Annotated in this window: 18 protein-coding genes; 10 read left to right on the top strand and 8 right to left on the bottom strand. The window is 58.2% G+C overall.

Annotated elements, in window-relative coordinates:
* Positions 1-98: 98 nt before the first annotated feature.
* Complete coding sequence (locus B9Z47_RS11205; protein ID WP_108331334.1) at positions 99-1,310, bottom strand: type II toxin-antitoxin system HipA family toxin; 1,212 nt, start codon at positions 1,308-1,310, stop codon at positions 99-101.
* Entirely contained in the window at positions 1,303-1,554 is a 252-nt protein-coding gene (locus tag B9Z47_RS11210) for a helix-turn-helix domain-containing protein (RefSeq protein WP_199226364.1), read from the bottom strand. The genes B9Z47_RS11205 and B9Z47_RS11210 overlap by 8 nt, the downstream gene beginning before the upstream one ends.
* A 155-nt stretch (positions 1,555-1,709) precedes the next feature.
* Between B9Z47_RS11210 and B9Z47_RS11215 the strand changes: the two genes are divergently transcribed.
* Positions 1,710-2,180 (top strand): SRPBCC family protein, encoded by a 471-nt coding sequence (locus tag B9Z47_RS11215; protein WP_108331335.1) that lies wholly within the window; start codon positions 1,710-1,712, stop codon positions 2,178-2,180.
* A 126-nt stretch (positions 2,181-2,306) separates the two neighbouring features.
* On the opposite strand, the gene B9Z47_RS11220 is transcribed toward B9Z47_RS11215, so the two are convergent.
* Positions 2,307-4,559 (bottom strand): hypothetical protein, encoded by a 2,253-nt coding sequence (locus B9Z47_RS11220; RefSeq protein WP_146185784.1) that lies wholly within the window; start codon positions 4,557-4,559, stop codon positions 2,307-2,309.
* On the bottom strand, positions 4,469-6,034 hold the full coding sequence (locus B9Z47_RS11225) for a hypothetical protein (protein WP_108331337.1): 1,566 nt from the start codon (positions 6,032-6,034) through the stop codon (positions 4,469-4,471). Before B9Z47_RS11225 ends, B9Z47_RS11220 begins: the two co-directional genes overlap by 91 nt.
* Before the next feature lie 253 nt (positions 6,035-6,287).
* On the opposite strand from B9Z47_RS11225, the gene polA reads away from it, so the two are divergent.
* Positions 6,288-9,158, top strand: a complete 2,871-nt coding sequence (gene polA / locus B9Z47_RS11230) for a DNA polymerase I (RefSeq protein WP_233253771.1) — start codon at positions 6,288-6,290, stop codon at positions 9,156-9,158.
* 190 nt (positions 9,159-9,348) lie between these two features.
* Here polA and B9Z47_RS11235 read toward each other — a convergent pair whose 3' ends face one another.
* A complete protein-coding gene (locus B9Z47_RS11235) occupies positions 9,349-9,585 on the bottom strand; it encodes a DUF1653 domain-containing protein (RefSeq protein ID WP_108331338.1) in 237 nt (78 codons plus the stop codon).
* Between the two features lie 80 nt (positions 9,586-9,665).
* Between B9Z47_RS11235 and B9Z47_RS11240 the strand changes: the two genes are divergently transcribed.
* A complete protein-coding gene (locus B9Z47_RS11240; protein WP_108331339.1) occupies positions 9,666-10,964 on the top strand; it encodes an RsmB/NOP family class I SAM-dependent RNA methyltransferase in 1,299 nt (432 codons plus the stop codon).
* A 113-nt stretch (positions 10,965-11,077) separates the two neighbouring features.
* Positions 11,078-12,289 (top strand): fatty acid desaturase, encoded by a 1,212-nt coding sequence (locus B9Z47_RS11245; RefSeq protein WP_108331340.1) that lies wholly within the window; start codon positions 11,078-11,080, stop codon positions 12,287-12,289.
* 247 nt (positions 12,290-12,536) lie between these two features.
* On the opposite strand, the gene rpmG is transcribed toward B9Z47_RS11245, so the two are convergent.
* The 3 genes from rpmG to trxB form a co-directional block, all read right to left on the bottom strand.
* On the bottom strand, positions 12,537-12,707 hold the full coding sequence (gene rpmG, locus B9Z47_RS11250; RefSeq protein ID WP_006298735.1) for a 50S ribosomal protein L33: 171 nt from the start codon (positions 12,705-12,707) through the stop codon (positions 12,537-12,539).
* A 26-nt stretch (positions 12,708-12,733) separates the two neighbouring features.
* The gene (gene rpmB, locus B9Z47_RS11255) at positions 12,734-12,967 is read right to left on the bottom strand and encodes a 50S ribosomal protein L28 (protein WP_026039317.1); all 234 of its coding nucleotides are present in this window, start codon (positions 12,965-12,967) and stop codon (positions 12,734-12,736) included.
* Between the two features lie 385 nt (positions 12,968-13,352).
* On the bottom strand, positions 13,353-14,312 hold the full coding sequence (gene trxB / locus B9Z47_RS11260; protein ID WP_108331458.1) for a thioredoxin-disulfide reductase: 960 nt from the start codon (positions 14,310-14,312) through the stop codon (positions 13,353-13,355).
* Positions 14,313-14,489: 177 nt separating this feature from the next.
* On the opposite strand from trxB, the gene B9Z47_RS11265 reads away from it, so the two are divergent.
* The 6 genes from B9Z47_RS11265 (at position 14,490) to B9Z47_RS11290 (ending at position 21,903) form a co-directional block, all read left to right on the top strand.
* On the top strand, positions 14,490-16,895 hold the full coding sequence (locus B9Z47_RS11265) for a DNA translocase FtsK (RefSeq protein WP_108331341.1): 2,406 nt from the start codon (positions 14,490-14,492) through the stop codon (positions 16,893-16,895).
* A gap of 5 nt (positions 16,896-16,900) precedes the next feature.
* Positions 16,901-17,587 (top strand): outer membrane lipoprotein chaperone LolA, encoded by a 687-nt coding sequence (lolA, locus tag B9Z47_RS11270; RefSeq protein WP_108331342.1) that lies wholly within the window; start codon positions 16,901-16,903, stop codon positions 17,585-17,587.
* An 18-nt stretch (positions 17,588-17,605) separates the two neighbouring features.
* Positions 17,606-18,901, top strand: coding sequence for a replication-associated recombination protein A (locus B9Z47_RS11275; protein ID WP_108331343.1), 1,296 nt, complete (start codon positions 17,606-17,608; stop codon positions 18,899-18,901).
* A gap of 187 nt (positions 18,902-19,088) precedes the next feature.
* A complete protein-coding gene (locus tag B9Z47_RS11280) occupies positions 19,089-20,018 on the top strand; it encodes a branched-chain amino acid ABC transporter permease (RefSeq protein WP_108331344.1) in 930 nt (309 codons plus the stop codon).
* Positions 20,019-20,029: 11 nt separating this feature from the next.
* Entirely contained in the window at positions 20,030-21,106 is a 1,077-nt protein-coding gene (locus B9Z47_RS11285; RefSeq protein ID WP_108331459.1) for a branched-chain amino acid ABC transporter permease, read from the top strand.
* 11 nt (positions 21,107-21,117) lie between these two features.
* Positions 21,118-21,903, top strand: coding sequence for an ABC transporter ATP-binding protein (locus B9Z47_RS11290; protein ID WP_233253773.1), 786 nt, complete (start codon positions 21,118-21,120; stop codon positions 21,901-21,903).

The raw sequence follows: 21,903 nt of genomic DNA on the forward strand, positions 1-21,903 counted from the left end.
GGGCTGAAAATGAAGGACTCTCCCATCCAGGAACTTCATGCGGCCATCTTGGGGCTTTGCTTGAAGTTACTCTTGTCCATGTTGGTTTGCCTTTCCCGTCAGTCGCTAGAGCCCGCTGTTTGCAGCGAATGCGCCAGTCCTTGAGTCCACTGCGCAAGCATGGCTGTTCCAACGGCCTGGAATGCGGCATGTTGGTCCATGTGGCGTTGGGCTTCTTCGCGGGCTTGTCGCATGCCTTGTGCAACTTGGGCCAGCAGGGTCCGTGCGTGGCTTTCTGTCATGTGGCATTGGGTGCGCGCAAAGCTGATCAGGGCTTTGGCGCTTGGCCAGCGCTTGGTGCCGCCCAGGGTCAGGGCCAGAATATCGGCGGGTTTGTAGGCGGTGGTGGTCACCAGATCGTAAATCGGGGCCAGCCGGACAGCGCTTTCGGCGTTGTCGTAAAGCACACCAAAATTCTTCAGGTGGGCATCGCCATTTTTTAAAGCGCACGACAAAGCCAGAGCTTTGAAAAAGCTTTCCAGGGCCGGGCGCACGTTTTCGGGCGAGACAAAGTCCTGGATGCGCCGGGTGATGTTTTCGTAAGAGCCGTCGTATTTCTGGATCGCGGTTTTGGCGTTGAGCACGCAAAAATCTTCGAAGCCCAGGTAGCCGCTGTCTGTCAGGTCAAAACGGTTGACCACCAAAAATTGCCCACTTTGGGACAGTTCGAACTCCGGCACTTCCAGCCCTGAATGCAGGGCCGCTCGCATGCAGAAATATTCGTTTTCGGCCAGTCGGGGGTGTTCGGGTGTCCAGGCTTTGACGATGTGTGTGGCACCCCGATGGGTCACACGGCCGAGGTCTGCGTTGCGCACCAGCACTTTGGGCATGGCCCCTGAAACGCCGGAATGCACGGCGTAGCGGTTGAGCAGGCTTTCGAACAGGCCTTCTGCCCCATCGTGGGCCAGCAGGTCGTTCAGGTTTTCACCGGGCACATCGACAGCACTGTCGCCGGGCAGGGCAAAGCGCAGGCGGCCAATTTGGGAGCGGCCGACGATTTGGAGCAGAGCCAGGGCATCGTAGCGGGGTATGACTTTGCTGAACTCCAGGCGCAGGCGCTCAGCCAGAGCACCTTCGGGCAAGTTCATGTCAAAGACGGGGTGCAGCGATTTGTTGGCCGAGGCGTAGTGTTCGCGCACCACGGGCATGCTCAGCGACACGGCCATTTCTGGCGGGCAGGCGTCTTCATAGCCAAAGTGGAATTTGTCCGGTTCGGACTCGGGCTTGAACACACGGCCCACTTTTTGAGATGCCACATGAACGTCAAGCATCGCTTTGTTCTTTCATGAGTTGTTGCAAGGTCGGTCGGCGGGTTTTCTCTTGGGCCACCAGCTCCAGACCCAAGGCGGCGCAAAGAGACAGTACTTTGCGGATGCCGATTTCAGCCACGGTGCCATTTTCGATGCCCGACAGCGTGGCGCGGCTCATGCCCAGTTGGGTTGCCAGACTGCTTTGGGTCAGTTTTTGGCGTTTGCGGGCTTGTGCGATGTGTTGGCCAATGTCATTCAGGTTCATTTTTGCATCCTATGCAATGCATTTTAGAGTATTTTTAAGTTTTGCATTGTATGTAATGCATTTTACTGTCTCAACACTGGACAAGAAAGGCCGGGTGGTTGGCTTGCGCGTGTTAACTTCATTCACTTCACGCCCACTGCAAACAGGAGTTACCCATGCCAGACCACCCATCCGACAGCACATCTGACCGCACCGTTCGCCTGCATCGGGTGCTCAAAACCTCGCCCGAGAAGGTCTATCGCGCCTTTCTCGATGCCGATGCGATGGGTAAATGGCTGCCACCTTATGGTTTTACCTGCAAGGTCCACCACATGGAGCCGCGTGTGGGCGGCACGTTCCGCATGTCGTTTCACAATTTTTCGACGGGCAACGGCCATTCGTTTGGCGGAGAGTATCTTGAACGCGTTCCCCATGAACGCATTCGGTATACGGACAAGTTCGACGACCCGAATCTGCCGGGCGTGCTGGAAGTGACCATCTCTCTCAAGCCTGTGCTTTGCGGAACGGAGGTCAGCATCACCCAAAGCGGCATTCCGGACGTGATTCCGTTGGAGATGTGTTACCTCGGTTGCCAAGAATCCCTGGCCCAGCTGGCCAACTTGGTGGAGCCCGATATTCCGGGCTGATTTGGCCGTCTGGCCAGTTCGTTGCAGGACAAGGTCAGCCATGGTGAAAGGGTGCTGTTTGTAATCCCCTTTAACGCCACACAACGCCAAACAAAGCGGTTAGAGCCCAGCCCTTCAGGGTGAACATCATTCAAGTAGGGCCACGTATTCAGGCCGTTTATTGGCCATAACTTTGAAACTGGCCAGCATGTGGGCCAGCTCGGATGGGGTGATGCCATAGGCCTTGGCCACCAGTTGGTCGTTTTCAGCGCGCAGGACGTCTTGGGCTTTGGCGGTCATTGGCACATCTTTCTTGTGCACATTGAACAAGGGGGCAAGTTCGCAGAAGTCGTTCCACACTTGCGGACTGGGAGCTGCCAACGTCAGCAACAACGCATTTTTAGCCAGCTGGGCGTAGGCAGGGTTGCTGCGAATTTCCTCGTCCGTGGGCTGGGGCATGGGCAGGCGATAGAGGTAGGTTTGGCTCACATTGATTTGAATCATTTGCCGCGCCAGCCAATCCATTGGCACACTGTTGAACCACGCCAATGCAAACAGCAGGCGAAGTGGTGACACGGCTTGCACAATGACGTGACCTTCTGCATTGAGCGCATAGGTCTTGGGCGTGTTCAGAAACATCGAGTGTCCAGAGCCGCTGTTTTTCGGTAGCAACGAAAAAATCAAAGTGCGCTCGTCTGTGTCACGCGCCACAGTTCTAAAGCCGATTCGCATGAATTCGCGGTCGTAGCGCACGGCATCAGAATGTTTCGCAATTTCGGTTTTGGGCACGCCCAAATCTTGGGCCATGCGGTGTAGTTCTTTGCTGTGCATGCGTTTGTCAAAAGCGTCTGCGTTGAGCCAGTACTGCGGCGTATCAAACACATGGCTGTATTGCCAAATCATCTTGCCTTCGTACAAGGGCAGTAGGCCCGTGGCGGCTTGTTCGACAAATAAATCTTTGTCGTCGGTCATGTGCAGCTCGCGCCTGAAATTCAGCCAGCTTTCAGACAAAGCTGGAAACGCGGCGTAGCACTTCTTCAAAATGGGCAAGTCGCTGCCATCGCGCAGTTCCATCAGTGCGCAATGTTCTGGCGATAGCGCCTTGACCGTTGCCAGTGAATAAGGCACGTGGCGCTCAGGTCTGTCGAGCTCAGTTGGGTCGAGCACGTAAAAGGCTGTGTCAATCACCGCATCGGGTTGACCCGCTTCGGTGCTGGGGGGAGTGTTGACGATTTGCATCAAGGCAAATTTGTAGCGCGAGTCCACACCGGAAAAGAGACTGTTGCGGTTCTCAAAGCTGTAGAAAAACGGTATCTGGCAATGTCTGAAAATGTGTTTTCGAAGAATCGTTGAACCCTCCTCAAACATCAAAGCACTGGGCAGCACATAACTTAAATTTCCACCGTGCACCAGCAGCCCTAAGTTGCGCTCTACAAACAAACGGAACAAGTTGCCATCGCCAGCTCCTTTGTTGAGCGGTGAAGCAGCTGTGTAGTAATCGTCCGCCACTGCCATGTCACGTTGTGCTGCTTCGTAGGCCTCGGCAATGTGAGGGCTGAGCAGCAGGCGTTTTTGTACCGCTGCTTTTTCTGTGTTTTTAAGGCTGCGGTAGTTGCTGTGGTACTGCGGAAAAAAGTCGGTGTCGGCAAACTTGGTTTTGTCCCAAGGCGGGTTTCCCACAATGATGTCAAAGCCGCGTTTGCCACCGGCAAAGGCTTCGGGGAAGGCCACTTCAAAATGAAAGAAATGGTAGCGGGCCGCGTAGGCTTCGACCTGTTTGAGCGCTGCGCTTTTTTTGGTGCTTTCGTCAAACAACTGGCTCAGGATGTTGGGGGTTTTCTTGAGTGCTTCCCACTCTTTGAATTTGCCTTCGGCTTGCATGGCGCGGCCTGTGCACACAAAGCTCAGCGCACGCGAGAGCAAGTTGAGTTTGGGGGCAATGTCGTTTTTCCACAGCGCTTTGGACTGCTCCACCTCTTCGGCCGTGGTGTCGCGCATGGCGTCCAGCGATTGCATGACGCTACGCAAGTCGTCAAAGCGTGCGCCCAGGTTCTCCACAAACAAGTCGTCTTGGCTGGCTTCTGTGGCGTTGAAGTTGATAAAGTCTTGAACGCTGGCCCCCATGAGCGAGTTGCCGTGCTGCACATGGTGCTCGATGAACGACAGTGGCGTGCCAAAGATGAAGCTGTCCATCCACAACGACAGGCGGGCCAGTTCGACTGCGAACGGGTTCAAGTCCACACCAAAGATGCAGCGCTTGAGCAGCGCACGTTTCAAAATTTGGGCGTCTTCGGGCTCGTAGGCGAGGTTTAAGAATTTGAGCTGTTTGCTGATTTTGCTGCGCTCTTGGCTGACCAGTTCTTGCAGCACCGTGTCGGTGTCAAGGCGGGCAAGTGCCAAGTCGGTGAGGTGGCCCAGTGCTCAACCAAGAAGTGGCCACTGCCGCAGGCGTTGTCTAGGATGCGCAAGTCCATGAAGGCGCGGCCATCGTTGTTGCCGTTGGTTTGGGCGGTTTGCAGGGCGCGATCAATGCTGGCTTTGACCAAGGGCTGTGACAGTACTGGCTCGGTGTAGTAACTGGCGGTGGTTTTGCGGGAGTTGTTGGCGCTCTTGAGAAACACCTCGCCTTTTTTGATATTGATTTCGCGCCAAGACTTGAAGCCTTTTTCTTTGCGAATGAGGGCTTGGTCGTAGGCGTCAAAGTAGGCTTCGAAGGTTTTGCCTTTGGTGGTGTTGCTTTCGTATTCGAGGTAGACGGCGTTTTCGGTCGCACGTTCAAAACGAAATTCCAACAAACCTTCGTAGATGCGACCAAGATGGGTGACGCTCATGTTTTTGAAGTCACGCTTGGTGTCAAACAGGGTGTCGCCACGGTGCGTTTTGTAGAGCAGCTTTTCTAGCAGTTGGCGCAGGGTGGCGTTGTCAAATATTTTTGGGGTCAGCAGCAGCGGTGCACGCGTGGGGTCAAACAGGCCACCGTTGAAAAGGGGAATGTCAATGTCTTCAGCACCCTCGTCGAGCATTTCAAACAGTTGTTTGAGTGCGTAAACGCCATCGTGCAGCGCTTCGCGTTCAGCGGGCTGATGTCGCAGGCTTTGAAAGATTTGGGCCAAGCTGTAGCGTTGGTAGAACGGGTGGGCTTGCAGCAAGGCGGCATTTTTGTCTTCAAAGTAGACGACAAAGAGCAAGCGAAACAAGAGCACCACACTGTTTTCGTAAACGTGGCTCAAATTGGCTTTGGGGTTGGCCCTTGCGATGGCTTTGCCCATGATTTGGAACAGCGAATCCTCGCCTGCGTAGCCGTAAATCACCGCTTTGAGGTTTTCTTCGACTTCTAAGGTGAAGTCGGCTGAGGCGGCTATGGTTTGCGAGATGGCGCTGGCTTGGCCCCCAGGCGTGGTCGGGGTGTAGGTGTCTTTGCCAAAGAAAAAGGCGAACAGGGCCAGCGCTTTATCTTGTTCAGGTCCGGCATCGAGCGCCACGATGGCTTCGAGGTCAAATTCGATGTAGGTTTTCTTGGCGGTGATTTTGTCTGTGTCGTAAACGCGCCAATGGCGTCCATTGGTCAAAAAACCAAAGCGCACCCTCAATGTGCTGAGGTAGCCCTGCAGTTGGTGGTGCGGATTGTCTTTCGCGTCAGCTTTGCCGGTGTCGAGTTTTTTGTTCCAAGCCTTGGACTCGCAAATGGCGGTAATCAGCTTGTGATCTTTGTGCGTAATGAGTGCGGTTTCTTGCGCGGGGTCGACCGTTAAGCAGTAGTCAGGTTTGGCAAATTTGCCTTGCACGGTGATGCCAACTTGGTAGCACTTGCCCCATCCGAGGTGCGTCAACAAAGGTGCGATGAATTTTTCTTCCAGCTGCGCTTCGTTGTACACCGCTAGCGTGGATGCAGCAAAGTGGCTCTGTAGCCATGTATGCAGACCATGGTGGGCGTGTGTTGAGACCAGTTGGGTGGCTTTTTGGGCAATAAACCATCGTCAAGCAAGGTGTTATTGAGCCAGCTTTGGGAAAACAAGTCTTGTGTCATGGGGCTAAAAATGGCGTTTCCTTAATGTAAAGCGAATTCACCTGATCATTATTCGATTCAGCAGTGCGTGACACTCACTTTGACGCATGCACAATCGGGGGATGAGTGAAAACACCCCCGGCACCGCCCCCGCCACGACACCCGACAGCATCCCCGTCAAACCCAGCTTGCTGCTGGTCGACGGCTCCAGCTACCTGTACCGCGCCTTCCATGCTATGCCCGATCTGCGGGCCGTGCCCGGCGACCCGACGAGCGCGGCCACGGGTGCCATTCGCGGCATGATCAACATGATGGAGCGGCTGCGCAAGGATGTGCCCGCCGTTTATGCCGCTTGCGTGTTCGACGCCAAAGGCCCGACTTTCCGCGACGAGATGTACCCCGAGTACAAGGCCCACCGCAGCCCCATGCCCGACGATTTGCGCACGCAGATCGAGCCGATCCATGAGCTGGTGCGCCTGATGGGCTGGACCGTGCTGGACGTGCCGGGGGTGGAGGCCGATGACGTGATCGCCACGCTGGCCCACATCGCGGCCCAGCAGGGCGTTGAGGTGACGGTGTCGAGCGGCGACAAGGACCTGAGCCAGCTCGTCAACGAGCACATCACCATCATCGACACGATGAACGGCAAGGTGCGCGATGTGGCGGGCGTGACCGAAGAGTTTGGTGTGCCGCCGTCGCTGATGATCGACTACCAGACCCTGGTGGGCGACCCGGTGGACAACGTGCCTGGTGTGCATAAGGTAGGCCCGAAGACCGCTGCCAAGTGGCTGCTGGAATACGGCTCGCTCGACAAGCTGATGGAACACGCCCACGAGATCAAGGGCGTGGCGGGTGAGAACCTGCGCCAGGCGGTGGACTGGCTGCCCAAGGGCCGGGCGCTGGTGACCATGAAAACCGACTGCGACCTGAATGGTTGGGTGCCTGATCTGCCGTCGCTCGCCAGCTTGCACTTGCATGCGCCTGACAAAGACAAGCTGCTGAATTTTTACCAGACCTATGGTTTCAAAGGGCTGGTGCAATCGCTGGGTGGGGCCATGCCTGCGCCTGCGGCCAAGGCCAAAACCATCAAGCCCAAAGACACAGGCATGGGAGATTTGTTTGGCGAGGCTTCGGCCGACGAACCTGCGGCATTGCCTGAGTTGGACAGTGCCGCCAGCGCCGTGCAAGGCGACTTGAAATACGACACGGTGCTGGACTGGGCCGCTTTTGACACCTGGCTGGCCCGCATCGAGCAATCACCCCTCACGGCCATCGACACCGAAACCACGTCTCTGGACGCCATGCGCGCTGAGATCGTGGGCATCTCGCTGAGCGTTACGCCGGGCGAGGCGGCCTACATCCCGCTGGCCCACAACGGCCCCGGTGCGCCCGAGCAGCTGCCGCTGGCCGATGTGCTGGCCAAGCTCAAGCCCTGGCTCGAAAACCCTGCCCGCCACAAGCTGGGTCAGAACATCAAATACGACCGCCATGTGTTTGCCAACCATGGCATCGAGGTGCAGGGCTACGCGCACGACACCATGCTGGAAAGCTATGTGCTCGAAGTGCACAAGCCACACGGCCTGAGCAGTTTGGCCGAGCGGCATGTGGGCCGCCGGGGCGTGACTTACGAAGACCTGTGCGGCAAGGGCGCGCACCAGATCCCGTTTGCGCAGGTCGATGTGGACAAAGCCGCGCACTACTCCTGCGAAGACTCCGACCAGTGCCTGGACGTGCACTTGGCGCTGTGGCCGCAGATCGAGGCGCATGCAGGCCTGAAGTACGTTTACGACCTCGAAATCAAGACCAGCGAATCGCTGTACCGCATTGAGCGCAACGGCGTGCTGATCGACGCACCCACACTGGCCGCGCAAAGCCAGGCGCTGGGCGAGCGCATCGTGCAGCTCGAAACCGAGGCTTACGAGATCGCCGGCCAGCCTTTCAACCTGGCCAGCCCCAAGCAGCTGGGCGAGATCTTTTTTGACAAGCTGGGCCTGCCCGTCATCAAGAAAACCGCCACGGGCGCGCGCAGCACCGACGAAGAAGTGCTGGAAAAATTGGCGGAAGACTACCCTCTGCCCGCCCGCATCCTGGAGCACCGCAGCCTGGCCAAGCTCAAAGGCACTTACACCGACAAGCTGGCGCAACTGGCTTTGCCGCGCACGGGCCGTGTGCACACGAATTACGCCCAAGCGGTGGCCGTCACCGGCCGTTTGTCGAGCAACGAGCCCAACTTGCAAAACATCCCGGTCCGCACCGCCGAAGGGCGCAAGGTGCGCGAGGCCTTTGTGGCCCCTGCAGGCTGCGTGATTGCCAGCGCCGACTACAGCCAGATTGAGCTGCGCATCATGGCGCACCTGAGCGACGATGCGGCATTGCTCAAAGCCTTTCATGAAGGTCTGGACGTGCACAAAGCCACTGCCGCTGAGGTGTTTGGCGCGACGCCCGACACGGTGAGCAGCGAGCAGCGCCGTTACGCCAAGACCATCAACTTCGGCCTGATCTACGGCATGAGTGCCTTCGGTCTGGCCAAGGCTTTGGGCATCGACAACACGGCGGCCAAGAACTACATCACCCGCTACTTTGAGCGCTTTGCGGGCGTTAAGCGTTACATGGACGACACCCGTCAGCAAGCCAAGGCCAAGGGTTATGTCGAGACCGTGTTTGGCCGCCGCCTGATGCTGCCCGAGATCAACAGCCCCAACGGCCCGCGCCGCGCAGGGGCCGAACGCGCCGCGATCAACGCGCCCATGCAGGGCACGGCGGCTGACCTGATCAAGCTGAGCATGGTCGCGGTGCAAAAGGCGCTGGACGAACAAGGCAAGGCGACCAAAGTCATCATGCAGGTGCACGATGAATTGGTGTTTGAGGTGCCCGAATCAGAAGTCGAGTGGGTGCGCACCGAGGTGCCGCGCATCATGGCGGGCGTGGCCGATCTGAAGGTGCCGCTTTTGGCCGAGGTGGGCTTTGGACCGAACTGGGAGCAGGCGCACTGAGTTGCCTTCTGTGGCCTTTCAATGGCGCTTTGCCGAACGGCGGGTGCTCAGCCTGCGCTGACGGCCAGCGTCAGCACACCGCAGTCCAAGCGCCTGCCTTGTCATGAGGCGGCTTCTTGGGTGGTTGCCTCTGAAAGCATGCCCTTCGTGAGCCCGTCCTGTGGGGCAAAAGCCAGTGTCTGCTTGGTATTCAGTCGCCAATGCGCTCAAAGCGTGGCTGTACCTTTCCGTTGAACTCGGCCACATCCGCAAACATGGCCGCAGGCCGCACCCAGAGGCCTTGTTCGCCATAAAGTGCCTGGTACACCGTCATGGCTTGCAGGTCTTCGCTGTAGCGGGCGGTGCCCAATACACGGTACAGGCCACCTTTGTAATGCTTGTACAGGCCTTTGGGCGTTTCGATCAGGGGTGAAAGGGGTTCGGACATGGCGGTTGGTATGGCAGTTTGAAAAAAGGTCGATCAGGGGACATATCGGCGGCAAGGGCAGGGATGGGACAATACGGCTTATGCATCCAAAAGCCCTTTTAGACGCCTGCTCCGATCTGGTCAGGCTGGTTCTCCAATTTGAACATCCCGCCGATGCTGTGGTTTCGCGTTATTTTCGCGAACACCGCGCATTGGGGCCTCGCGAACGCGCCACCCTGGCCGAAACCGCTTTTGCAGTTTTGCGCAAAAAATTACTGTTTGAGCAGCTGGCCCGATCGGGGTCAGGTGCCAAAGAGCGCAAGCTGGCAATTTTGGGCTTTTTTGGCCCCCGTGATTTTCTGGCGGCCGCGCTGAGCGATACCGAAAAGCAATGGCTGGCCGCTTGCGACGCCATTCCTGCCGATGCCTTGATGGCCCCGCACCGCCACAATCTGCCCGACTGGATGGCGCAAGCCTTGCAAGCGCAGCTGGGCGAAGACTTCTGGGCCTTGGCAGAGCATTTGCAGCAACCCGGCACGCTGGACCTGCGTGTGAACATGCTCAACGCCAAGCGCAGTGACATTCAAAAAGAGCTGGCCCAGGCCGGCATTGCCTCGCAGCCCACACCTTATTCCCCTTGGGGTTTGCGTCTGCAAGGCAAACCGGCTTTGCAAAAGACCGATGCCTTCACCCGCGGTGCCATCGAGGTGCAAGACGAGGGCTCGCAGTTGCTGGCCTTGCTGGTCGACGCGCACCGGGGTGAAATGGTGGTGGACTTTTGTGCCGGTGCAGGCGGCAAAACGCTGGCACTGGGCGCGGCCATGCGCAGCACCGGCCGTTTGTACGCATTTGACGTCTCGGGACACCGACTGGACGCGCTGAAACCCCGCATGGCCCGCAGTGGCCTGTCCAATGTGCACCCGGCGGCCATTGCGCACGAGCGCGATGACCGCGTCAAGCGACTGGCCGGCAAGATCGATCGCGTGCTGGTCGATGCCCCTTGCTCGGGCCTGGGTACCTTGCGCCGCAACCCGGACTTGAAATGGCGCCAGAAGCCCCAAGCTGTGCAAGAGCTGACTGAAAAGCAGCAAGCCATCTTGCAAAGTGCTTCCCGCATGGTCAAGTCGGGCGGTCGTTTGGTGTATGCCACCTGCAGCGTGTTGCCAGAAGAAAACGAGCGGGTCGCGCAAGCTTTCAGTGCTGCAAATCCTGACTTTGTGCCGTTGAACGTGGCCCAAGAGCTCGACAGGCTCAAGGTGCCTCAAGCCGCCAGCCTTTGCTCACCGGCCCCATCGGGCGATGCCCACCCCGATGCCTCGCCTGCCGGTACGTTCCTCAGGCTGTGGCCTCATCGCCATGCTACAGACGGCTTTTTTGCCGCTGCATGGGTCAGAAAGTAAATCCTTTTTGACTCTTTGTTTGCCAATTCGGTCGAAATGGCTGTCCTTTTTGGGGCAGAAATCTTAAAATCGAAGAATTGCCTGAATTCAGGCGCCAGTAGAAAGACAGACTCATGTTGTTGCCTGATTGGGCTTTTTTAGATGCGTTGGTTCAATGGATGGGCCATGGCCTGTTCGATTTGTCTTGGTGGCAGATGGTGCTGATCACGTTGGCCCTGACCCACATCACCATTGCCAGTGTGACCATTTTCTTGCACCGCCATCAGGCGCACCGCGCCCTGGACTTGCATGCGATTCCTTCACATTTTTTCCGTTTCTGGCTTTGGCTGACCACCGGTCAGGTCACCAAGGAGTGGGCTGCCATTCACCGCAAGCACCATGCCAAATGTGAACAAGCCGAAGACCCTCACAGCCCTCATGTTTACGGCATCAAGACGGTGCTGTTCACCGGGGCTGAGTTGTATCGCAAGGAATCCAAAAATCTGGAAACCATGAAGCGTTACGGCCATGGCACGCCCGACGACTGGATCGAGCGCAATCTCTACACCCGCTTTTCTTGGCAAGGTGTGGCCCTCATGCTCATCATTGATGTGGCCTTGTTTGGCTTCCTGGGCTTGACGGTTTGGGCGGTGCAAATGGCCTGGATCCCAATCACGGCGGCCGGCATCATCAATGGTGCCGCCCACTACTGGGGTTACCGCAACTTCGAGGCGCACGACGCCAGCACCAATATTTCGCCTTGGGGCATCCTGATCGGTGGCGAAGAGTTGCACAACAACCACCACACTTACCCCACCTCGGCCAAGCTGTCGGTCAAGCCTTACGAATTTGACATTGGTTGGCTTTACATCCGGGTGCTTGAAACCTTGGGTTTGGCCACGGTTAAAAAGACAGCCCCTCGACTGGCCTACGGCGATATCCGTCCTGTGGCCGATGAGAAGACGCTGGAGGCCCTGATTGCCAACCGTTACGAAGTCATGGCCAATTACGCCCGTAACCTGCACAGCGTGTTGCAGCAAGAGGCGAGCAAGCTCAAGGTGGATGCCAGCGTCATACAGGCGGCCAACCGTTGGTTGCACCGTGATGTGGCCAAAGTGCCCGCAGACGCTTTGGCTCAGCTCAGTAAAGCCCGTGCTGCCAGCCCGGTGCTCGACAAGATGGTTCAGATGCGTGAAGAACTCAGCCAGATCTGGCTGAACACCTCGCATTCCCGTGAGCAACTGGCGACCGATTTGCAAGCGTGGTGTCGTCGTGCCGAAGAAAGCGGTATCGCCGCCTTGCGTGATTTCTCTGTGAAGTTGCGCGCAGTGCGTCAGATGGCCTGATTTTCTTCGCACCCTTTCAACCAGCAGGGCCTTCGGGCCCTGTTTGTTTTGGGGCTGGCGTGTTTTGTCAACAAGGGCAATGCATGTTTGTTGGGTCAACCCAGGCTGTGTGTTTCTGGTGTCGATGGGTCGAGGCGCGTTGAGGGCTAAAGCTGCGAGCTCTGCAAGAGCCAACCGAGGATGCCCAATTGGACGTAAAAAAACCCGCTGCATGCAGCGGGTTTTTGCATTGAAGGCTCAGGCCGAATTACTTCAGCTTGATTTCCTTGTATTCAACGTGCTTACGAGCTTTGGGGTCGAACTTCATGATCGACATTTTCTCGGGCATGGTTTTTTTGTTTTTGCTGGTCGTGTAGAAGTGACCAGTGCCAGCTGTGGATTCCAGCTTGATTTTTTCGCGTCCGCCTTTGGTTGCCATGGTAGATGACTCCTAATGTTCTGGGTTTAGGCTTGACCGCGTGCGCGCAGGTCTGCGAGCACGGCATCAATGCCGTTTTTGTCGATCAGGCGCAGAGCAGCGCTGGAAACGCGCAGACGCACCCAACGGTTTTCTGTTTCTACCCAGAAACGACGGTATTGCAGGTTCGGCAAGAACCGGCGCTTGGTTTTGTTGTTGGCGTGGGAAACGTTGTTCCCGGTCATTGGGCCTTTGCCCGTTACGTCGCAAACGCGTGCCATGTGGACACTCCGATACTTTTAAAACAGCTGGTGCCGATGGGTCTCATGCACATGTGCATAGGGCCTGGCGTTCCAGCCTCACCTCGCCAAGATGGGTGGCGGTATCCCAGATCGCTGGTCCTGTGATCCCGAATGACAATCCAGGCAGATCCAGCAAAGCCTTGGATTATAGCCAGAAAGCGGGGGCTTTTTGGGGGGTGTCCTTAACCTTGGGGAGTTTTGCTCTTGGTGGGTGGGCGCTGGGGGTGCCTGCCGGGGTTCAGAGGCGCTTCGCTTTGCCACATCACCCCGGCAGGCACCCCCAGCGCCCGTTCGGCATTCGTTGGCTGAAAACCGACGGTCCGCAGGGCTAAGGATTCGTTGCTAGCGCGATGGCTGCAGGGCTTTAACTGTTGTTCTGTTCCAGAAAACGCTGTGCATCCAGCGCCGCCATGCAGCCTGTGCCCGCGCTGGTGATGGCCTGGCGGTACACATGGTCTTGCACGTCGCCAGCGGCAAACACGCCGGGCACCGAGGTCTGGGTGGCAAAGCCTTTGAGGCCGCTCTGGGTCACGATGTAGCCGTTTTCCAGCTCCAGCTGGCCCTGGAAAATCTCGGTGTTGGGGGCATGGCCGATGGCGATGAAGCAGCCTTTGAGTTCGATGTCCTCCAGGCTGCCATCCACCGTGCTTTTGAGGCGCACGCCGGTCACACCCGTCGCGTCACCGAGCACTTCTTCCAGGGTCTGGAAGGTTTTGAGAACGATCTTGCCTGCGGCGACTTTTTCCATCAGCTTGTCCACCAAAATCGGTTCGGCCTTGAATTTGTCACGGCGGTGGATCAGATAGACCTTGCTGGCGATGTTGGACAGGTACAGCGCTTCTTCGACGGCGGTGTTGCCGCCGCCGACCACGCAGCACAGTTGCTCGCGGTAGAAGAAACCGTCGCAGGTGGCGCAGCCGCTCACGCCCCGGCCCATGAAGGCGGTCTCGGACGGCAGGCCCAGGTATTTGGCCGAAGCGCCTGTGGCGATGATCAGGCTGTCGCAGGTGTAGGTGCCGCTGTCACCGGTCAGGGTGAAAGGGCGTTGGGTCAGGTTGACGGTGTGGATGTGGTCAAACACGATTTGGGTGTTGAAGCGTTCGGCATGTTCCTGAAAACGCTGCATCAGCTCGGGGCCTTGCACGCCGTGCACGTCAGCGGGCCAGTTGTCCACTTCGGTGGTGGTCATGAGCTGGCCGCCCTGGGCCATGCCGGTGATCAGCAGGGGTTTCAGGTTGGCACGGGCGGCGTAAACGGCAGCGGTGTAACCGGCAGGGCCGGAGCCGAGAATCAGGACTTGTGCGTGTTGTGTAGTGGTCGACATGGAATGGGCCATCCGGTGGAGAAACTAAGAGCGAATAAAACAATCAATGTCTATTGTAAGAAACGGACAAAAACAGTGGGCGCGAAGGCTTTGCCGACGTAACTTTGGTAACAAATGCTTTGGACCTCATGACGGCGATGCCCAAGCCATTGATCGGGTAAGCTCGCAACCTGATTTATGACTTATTCATTGAACACACTGACCCACGGGGCCACGGGCCCAGCGGTTGCGCAAGCGCCGCAGTCCCTGTGGTCTCGCTTTGCCCAGGAAATCCTCCTGTTGCTGGGCGCTGGGCTGCTGTTATGGCTGGTCTTGGCCCTGTGGAGCTACCAGCCCCAAGACCCGGCTTGGTCCACCTCGGGCAGTGGTGAAGTCGTGCGCAATTGGGTGGGTAAATGGGGGGCCTGGGTGGCCGACTTGGCTTACTTTTTGATGGGGTATTCGGTGTGGTGGTGCCTGGCCGCTGGTTTTCGGGTCTGGTTGGTGGCTCTGGCGCGATGGTTGCGCGGTGTACCCCCCAAGGACGCACACCCGGAACGAACTGCATGGCAGGGACGTCTTTGGGTGTTTTGGCTCGGCCTGCTGATATTGATGCTGTCCAGTTGCGCCATGGAGTGGTCTCGCCTGCATCGGTTGGAGTCGGGTTTGCCGGGACACAGTGGCGGGGTGCTGGGGTATTTGGTGGGTTCGGCCACGGTGATGTGGCTGGGTTTCAACGGTTCAGCTTTGCTGGGCATTGTGTCGGCACTGGTCGGGGTGGCCTTGGTGTTCCGGTTTTCATGGGGGCAAGTGGCAGAAAACATTGGTGCCCGTCTGGATGCCCTGATTCAGTCACGCCATGAGAAACGCGAGATCGAAGAGGACATGGCTTTGGGTCAGCAGGCTCTGCGCGAACGAGAACAGGCCTTGACCCCTTTGGCGATAGAACCAGAGTGGGACTTGGACACAGTGATGAACACCCCGTCCGAGGGCCAACTGGATTTGCCCGGTGTGCCTGTGCCGCCGGTCAAGTCCGCGCCCCGTGTGATCGAGCCCGGGGTGATGGACGTGCCCCGCAGTGAACGGGTGGTCAAGGAGCGGCAAAAACCCTTGTTCACCGACATGCCTGACAGCAAGCTGCCGCAGGTAGATTTGCTCGATGCGTTGAATGTCCGGCAAGAAACCGTGTCCCCCGAGACGCTGGAGATGACCAGCCGCCTGATCGAGAAAAAGCTCAAGGATTTTGGTGTGGAAGTGCGCGTGGTTGCGGCCGCCCCCGGCCCGGTGATCACGCGTTACGAGATCGAACCGGCCACCGGTGTCAAAGGCTCCCAGGTGGTCAATCTGGCCAAAGACCTGGCGCGTTCGCTCAGTCTGGTGTCCATCCGGGTGATTGAGACGATTCCCGGCAAAAACTTCATGGCGCTGGAATTGCCCAACGCCAAACGCCAGTCGATCAAGCTGAGCGAGATATTGGGCTCACAGGTCTACCACGAAGCCAAGTCCATGCTGACCATGGGCTTGGGCAAAGACATCATCGGCAACCCGGTGGTGGCCGATCTGGCCAAGATGCCGCATGTGCTGGTGGCCGGTACCACCGGTTCGGGCAAGTCGGTCGGTATCAACGCCATGATTTTGTCGCTGCTCTACAAGGCCGAAGCGCGTGATGTGCGTCTGCTCATGATCGACCCCAAGATGTTGGAAATGTCTGTCTACGAAGGCATTCCGCACCTGCTGGCCCCGGTGGTCACCGACATGCGACAGGCCGCGCACGGCCTGAACTGGTGCGTGGCCGAGATGGAAAAGCGCTACAAGCTGATGAGCAAGATGGGCGTGCGCAACTTGGCCGGTTACAACGTCAAGATCGACGAAGCCACGGCCCGCGAAGAGTTCATCTACAACCCGTTCAGCCTGACCCCGGACGATCCGGAACCCCTCAAGCGCTTGCCGCACATCGTGGTGGTGATCGACGAGCTGGCCGACCTGATGATGGTGGTGGGCAAGAAGATCGAAGAGCTGATTGCGCGTTTGGCCCAGAAGGCCCGCGCCGCCGGTATCCATTTGATTTTGGCCACCCAGCGCCCCAGCGTGGACGTGATCACCGGCCTGATCAAGGCCAACATCCCGACCCGCATCGCCTTCCAGGTGTCCAGCAAGATCGACAGCCGCACCATCCTCGACCAGATGGGAGCGGAAGCCCTGCTGGGCATGGGTGACATGCTCTACATGCCCTCGGGCACGGGTTTCCCGATCCGGGTGCACGGCGCTTTTGTCAGCGACGAAGAGGTGCACCGCGTGGTGAGCTACCTCAAGAGCCAGGGCGAGCCCGATTACATTGAAGGCGTGCTGGAAGGCGGCACAACCGACGACGACGGTGGCATGCTGGGCGAAGGCGATAACGCCGAAAAAGACCCGATGTACGACCAGGCCGTCGAGGTGGTTTTGAAGAACCGCAAGGCCAGCATTTCGCTGGTGCAGCGCCACCTGAAGATCGGCTACAACCGCGCAGCGCGGCTGGTCGAAGACATGGAAAAAGCCGGTCTGGTCAGTGCCATGAGCGGCAGTGGTCAGCGTGAAATTTTGGTGCCCGCACGGGCAGAGTGAAACCGATGAAAAGTCATTTTTGGTCGCGCCGCACTGCGCTCGCCTTTCTGGGCAAGGGCCTGTTGACCGTGGCTGTGCTGGCCTTGAACGTTCCCGTTCAGGCCGATGGGGTCGATCTTTTGGCCCAGTTCATGAAGCAGGCCCGCAGCGGTCGTGCCGACTTCACCCAGGTCGTCTCCTCACCCAGCCGTGCGGGCCAGACTCCGCGTGCCAAAACATCGAGTGGCCGTTTCGAATTCCAGCGCCCAGGCAAGTTCCGCTTTGATTACCGCAAACCTTTTGTGCAAACCCTGCTGGCCGATGGTCAGACCCTGTGGTTGCACGATGTGGATCTGAATCAGGTCACAGCCCGTGCGCAATCGCAGGTGCTGGGTTCGACCCCGGCTGCTTTGCTGACGGCCGCCTCCGACTTGCAGGCCCTGCAAGCCGACTTTCAGTTCAGTCCCGAGCCTGAGCAGGGTGGTTTGCAATGGGTGCGCGCCACCCCTGTGCAGCGGGATGGCCCCATTCGCTCGGTCATGGTCGGTTTACGTGTCAGCGCCGTCGGCCCCGAGTTGGCCGTGCTTGACGTGCAAGACAGTCTCGGACAACGCTCTTTGCTGACCTTTTCCGCCTTTGAGCTCAACCCGAATTTGCCCGCCAGTACCTTTGCTTTCAAGCCCCCGGCGGGTGCCGATGTCATCAAGCCTTGACGCGTGCAGGGTCCTGTGATGAACGCCCCCTTGTCACCCCACGCGCCACTGGCCGAACGCTTGCGCCCCCAGAACCTGGGTGAAGTCATCGGTCAGCAGCATTTGCTGGGCGAGGGCATGGCCCTGCGTTTGGCTTTTGAATCCGGACAGCCGCACAGCTGCATTTTGTGGGGACCACCCGGCGTGGGCAAAACCACCATCGCTCGCCTGATGGCCGATGCCTTCGACGCGCAGTTTCTGAGCATCAGCGCCGTGCTCGGCGGCGTCAAGGACATCCGCGAAGCGGTTGAAAAGGCCGAGGCGGCGCGCACCGGGCTGCACCCGCAACGCACCATCATGTTTGTGGACGAGGTACATCGCTTCAACAAAAGCCAGCAAGACGCCTTCTTGCCCCATGTTGAAAGTGGCTTGTTCACCTTCATAGGGGCCACCACCGAGAACCCTTCGTTCGAGGTCAACTCGGCCTTGCTTTCACGGGCGGCAGTTTATGTGCTGCAGCCCTTGTCCGAGGACGATTTGCGCAGCATCGTCGTGCGGGCGCAGGCCATCCACGCGATCCCAGCCATTGAGGCCGAAGCGCTGGCCCGGCTGTTGGCTTATGCCGATGGCGATGCCCGGCGCTTGCTCAATACGCTGGAAACCTTGGCCATGGCCGCCAAGCAAGAGGCCATTGACCCGGTGACAGACGCTTGGCTGATGCGCGTGTTGGGCGAGCGCATGCGCCGTTACGACAAAGGCGGCGAACAGTTTTATGACACGATCAGCGCCCTGCACAAATCGGTGCGCGGTTCCGACCCCGATGCAGCCCTCTATTGGTTCGTGCGCATGCTCGATGGCGGTGCGGACCCACGCTACATGGCCCGACGACTGATCCGCATGGCCAGCGAAGACATTGGCCTGGCCGATCCGCGCGCGCTGCGCATGGCCCTGGACGCGGCCGAGGTGTACGAGCGCCTGGGCAGCCCAGAGGGCGAGTTGACGCTGGCCCAGTGTGTGATTTATCTGGCCGTTGCCCCTAAGTCCAACGCCGCTTACAAGGCTTTTAACCAAGCCAAGGCCTGGGTCAAAAAAGACGGCACGCGCCCGGTGCCCATGCATTTGCGCAATGCGCCCACCCAACTCATGAAGCAGCTGGATTACGGCAAAGGCTACCGCTATGCCCATGACGAAGAGGATGGTTTTGCCGCGGGTGAGCGTTATTTGCCAGAAGGCATGCCTGAACCCGGCTTCTACAAACCGGTACGCAGGGGCTTGGAAATCAAAATTGCCGACAAATTGGAAGAACTGCGAAAGAAAAACGTCGGCACAGGGTAAGTCCTGAGCCCCTTGAATGCTGACACGATACTTTCTTTCACTACAATCCCGCCACCCCGCCCGATGACGCGTAAATCTGGCGGGGTTTTTGCTAGTTGTCAGGACCCACCCAAAAGGTGATTCTTGATATGAGAACAACAACCGACGCGTAGACCCGCTAAGCGCAGGTCAAAACACGGAGAAATATATGGACGTCTTCTTCCAGCAGGTCATCAACGGCCTGGTCATGGGCAGCATGTACGCCTTGGTGGCCTTGGGCTACACCATGGTGTACGGCATCATCAACTTGATCAACTTTGCACACGGTGAAGTGCTGATGGTGGGGGCTCTGACGAGCTGGTCCGCCATCGGCATGATGCGTGACGCCATGCCCGGTGCACCAGGATGGGTCATCCTGATCCTGGCCACGCTGATTGCGTGTGTGGTGGCCGTGGTCTTGAACTATTCGATTGAAAAAATCGCTTACCGGCCCTTGCGCAACAGCCCCAAACTGGCCCCCCTGATCACTGCGATCGGCATGAGCATCTTGCTGCAGACCCTGGCCATGATCATCTGGAAGCCCAACTACAAGGCCTACCCCACACTGCTGTCCAGCACCCCGATCAACATGGGTGGCGTGGTCATCACGCCCACCCAAATCATGATTTTGGGCGTCACGGCCGTGTCGTTGGCCATCTTGATGTGGCTGGTCAATTACACCCGCCTGGGCCGCGCCATGCGGGCGACTGCCGAGAACCCCCGTGTGGCGGGTCTCATGGGCGTCAAACCCGACATGGTGATTTCGGCCACTTTCGTGATTGGGGCCATTTTGGCGGCCATTGCGGGCGTGATGTACGCCTCCAACTACGGCACGGCGCAACACGCCATGGGCTTCTTGCCTGGCCTCAAGGCTTTCACCGCTGCGGTGTTTGGCGGTATTGGCAACCTGTCCGGTGCGGTCATAGGCGGCATTTTGCTGGGTCTGATTGAAGCGATTGGCTCGGGTTACATCGGCCACTTGACGGGCGGCGTTTTGGGCAGCCACTACACCGATATTTTTGCGTTCATTGTGCTGATCATCGTGTTGACCCTGCGCCCCTCGGGCCTGATGGGTGAGCGTGTGGCCGATCGCGCTTGATGGAGGCGAACATGAAAAACAACAAAACACTTCAAACCATCCTGATCGGTGCAGCGCTCATCGCCTTGCCTTTGATTCTGCAGATTTTCGGTAACGCCTGGGTGCGCATCGCCGACATGGCCTTGCTCTACATCTTGCTGGCCATTGGCCTGAACATCGTGGTGGGCTATGCCGGTTTGTTGGACTTGGGTTATGTGGCCTTCTTTGCGGTGGGGGCCTACATGTACGGTTTGCTCTCGTCGCCGCATCTGACCAACACTTTCACCACCATGGCTGCCATGTTCCCGGAGGGCATGCACATGCCCATCTGGCTGATCGTGCCGGTGGGAGCGGCTCTGGCCGGTCTGTTTGGCATGCTGCTGGGGGCGCCCACGCTCAAGTTGCGCGGTGACTATTTGGCCATCGTGACTTTGGGTTTCGGCGAAATCATCCGTGTGTTCATGAACAACCTGGACCACCCCGTCAACATCACCAACGGCCCCAAAGGCCTGGACCAGATTGATCCGATCTCGATTTTTGGCCTGAATCTGGGCAAGAAGCTGGTGATTGGCGATTTTGAAATCGCTTCGGTCTCGCTCTATTACTACCTGTTCTTGAGTCTGGTGCTGGTGACGATTGTGATTTCGCACCGCCTGGAGGTCTCCCGCATTGGCCGCGCCTGGATGGCCATTCGTGAAGACGAAATTGCCGCCAAAGCCATGGGCCTGAACACCCGCAACCTCAAGCTGCTGGCTTTTGGCATGGGTGCCACTTTTGGCGGTGTGTCGGGGGCCATGTTTGCTGGTTTTCAGGGCTTCATCTCGCCCGAGTCCTTCAGTTTGATGGAGTCGGTGATGATCGTGGCCATGGTGGTGCTGGGTGGCTTGGGCTACTTGCCTGGCGTGATTTTGGGTGCGATCTTGCTGTCCGCTTTGCCCGAGGTGCTGCGTTACGTGGCAGGCCCACTGCAGGAAATGACGGGTGGTCGTTTGGACTCGGCCATCTTGCGCCAATTGCTGGTGGCGCTGGCCATGATTGTGATCATGTTGATGCGTCCTCGTGGGCTGTGGCCTTCGCCTGAGCATGGCAAATCGCTCAAGACGAAATGAAGGAGCAGAACATGAATCCAACAGCCAACAAAGACACCGTCCTCAACGTCTCGGGCATTTCCAAGCGGTTTGGTGGTTTGCAAGCCTTGACTGACGTGGGCATGACCATTCAACGCGGACAGGTTTATGGCCTGATCGGGCCCAACGGCGCAGGCAAGACCACGTTCTTCAACGTGATCACGGGCCTGTACACGCCCGACAGTGGCACCTTTGAGCTGGCAGGCAAGCCCTACCAGCCCACAGCCGTGCACGAAGTCGCCAAGGCCGGTATTGCCCGTACTTTCCAGAACATCCGCCTGTTCGCTGAAATGACGGCGCTCGAAAACGTGATGGTGGGTCGCCATGTGCGCACCCACTCGGGTTTGCTGGGCGCGATTTTCCGCACGCCCAGCTTCAAGGCCGAAGAAGCGGCCATTGCCCAACGTGCGCAAGAGTTGCTCGACTACGTGGGCATTGGCAAATATGCCGACTACAAGGCCCGTACGCTGTCTTATGGCGATCAACGTCGCCTGGAGATTGCCCGTGCTTTGGCCACCGACCCGCAGTTGATCGCGCTGGATGAGCCCGCTGCCGGCATGAACGCCACCGAAAAAGTGCAGCTGCGCGAGCTGATCGACCAAATCCGCAAGGACAACCGCACCATCTTGCTGATCGAGCATGATGTGAAGCTGGTCATGGGCCTGTGTGACCGCGTCACCGTGCTCGACTACGGCAAACAGATTGCCGAGGGCACGCCTGCCGATGTGCAGAAGAATGAAAAAGTGATTGAAGCCTATCTGGGCACGGGAGGGCACTGA

It is taken from the genome of Limnohabitans sp. 2KL-1, from assembly GCF_003063435.1.
Classification (GTDB): Bacteria; Pseudomonadota; Gammaproteobacteria; order Burkholderiales; family Burkholderiaceae_C; genus Limnohabitans_A.

Excerpts from the sequence above, each read along its gene's own strand:
- B9Z47_RS11205 (WP_108331334.1), bottom strand. The coding sequence starts at position 1,310 with ATGCTTGACGTTCATGTGGCATCTCAAAAAGTGGGCCGTGTGTTCAAG.
- B9Z47_RS11210 (WP_199226364.1), bottom strand. The coding sequence starts at position 1,554 with ATGAACCTGAATGACATTGGCCAACACATCGCACAAGCCCGCAAACGC.
- B9Z47_RS11215 (WP_108331335.1), top strand. The coding sequence starts at position 1,710 with ATGCCAGACCACCCATCCGACAGCACATCTGACCGCACCGTTCGCCTG.
- polA (WP_233253771.1), top strand. The coding sequence starts at position 6,288 with ATGAGTGAAAACACCCCCGGCACCGCCCCCGCCACGACACCCGACAGC.
- B9Z47_RS11235 (WP_108331338.1), bottom strand. The coding sequence starts at position 9,585 with ATGTCCGAACCCCTTTCACCCCTGATCGAAACGCCCAAAGGCCTGTAC.
- B9Z47_RS11240 (WP_108331339.1), top strand. The coding sequence starts at position 9,666 with ATGCATCCAAAAGCCCTTTTAGACGCCTGCTCCGATCTGGTCAGGCTG.
- B9Z47_RS11245 (WP_108331340.1), top strand. The coding sequence starts at position 11,078 with ATGTTGTTGCCTGATTGGGCTTTTTTAGATGCGTTGGTTCAATGGATG.
- rpmG (WP_006298735.1), bottom strand. The coding sequence starts at position 12,707 with ATGGCAACCAAAGGCGGACGCGAAAAAATCAAGCTGGAATCCACAGCT.
- rpmB (WP_026039317.1), bottom strand. The coding sequence starts at position 12,967 with ATGGCACGCGTTTGCGACGTAACGGGCAAAGGCCCAATGACCGGGAAC.
- trxB (WP_108331458.1), bottom strand. The coding sequence starts at position 14,312 with ATGTCGACCACTACACAACACGCACAAGTCCTGATTCTCGGCTCCGGC.
- B9Z47_RS11265 (WP_108331341.1), top strand. The coding sequence starts at position 14,490 with ATGACTTATTCATTGAACACACTGACCCACGGGGCCACGGGCCCAGCG.
- lolA (WP_108331342.1), top strand. The coding sequence starts at position 16,901 with ATGAAAAGTCATTTTTGGTCGCGCCGCACTGCGCTCGCCTTTCTGGGC.
- B9Z47_RS11275 (WP_108331343.1), top strand. The coding sequence starts at position 17,606 with ATGAACGCCCCCTTGTCACCCCACGCGCCACTGGCCGAACGCTTGCGC.
- B9Z47_RS11280 (WP_108331344.1), top strand. The coding sequence starts at position 19,089 with ATGGACGTCTTCTTCCAGCAGGTCATCAACGGCCTGGTCATGGGCAGC.
- B9Z47_RS11285 (WP_108331459.1), top strand. The coding sequence starts at position 20,030 with ATGAAAAACAACAAAACACTTCAAACCATCCTGATCGGTGCAGCGCTC.
- B9Z47_RS11290 (WP_233253773.1), top strand. The coding sequence starts at position 21,118 with ATGAATCCAACAGCCAACAAAGACACCGTCCTCAACGTCTCGGGCATT.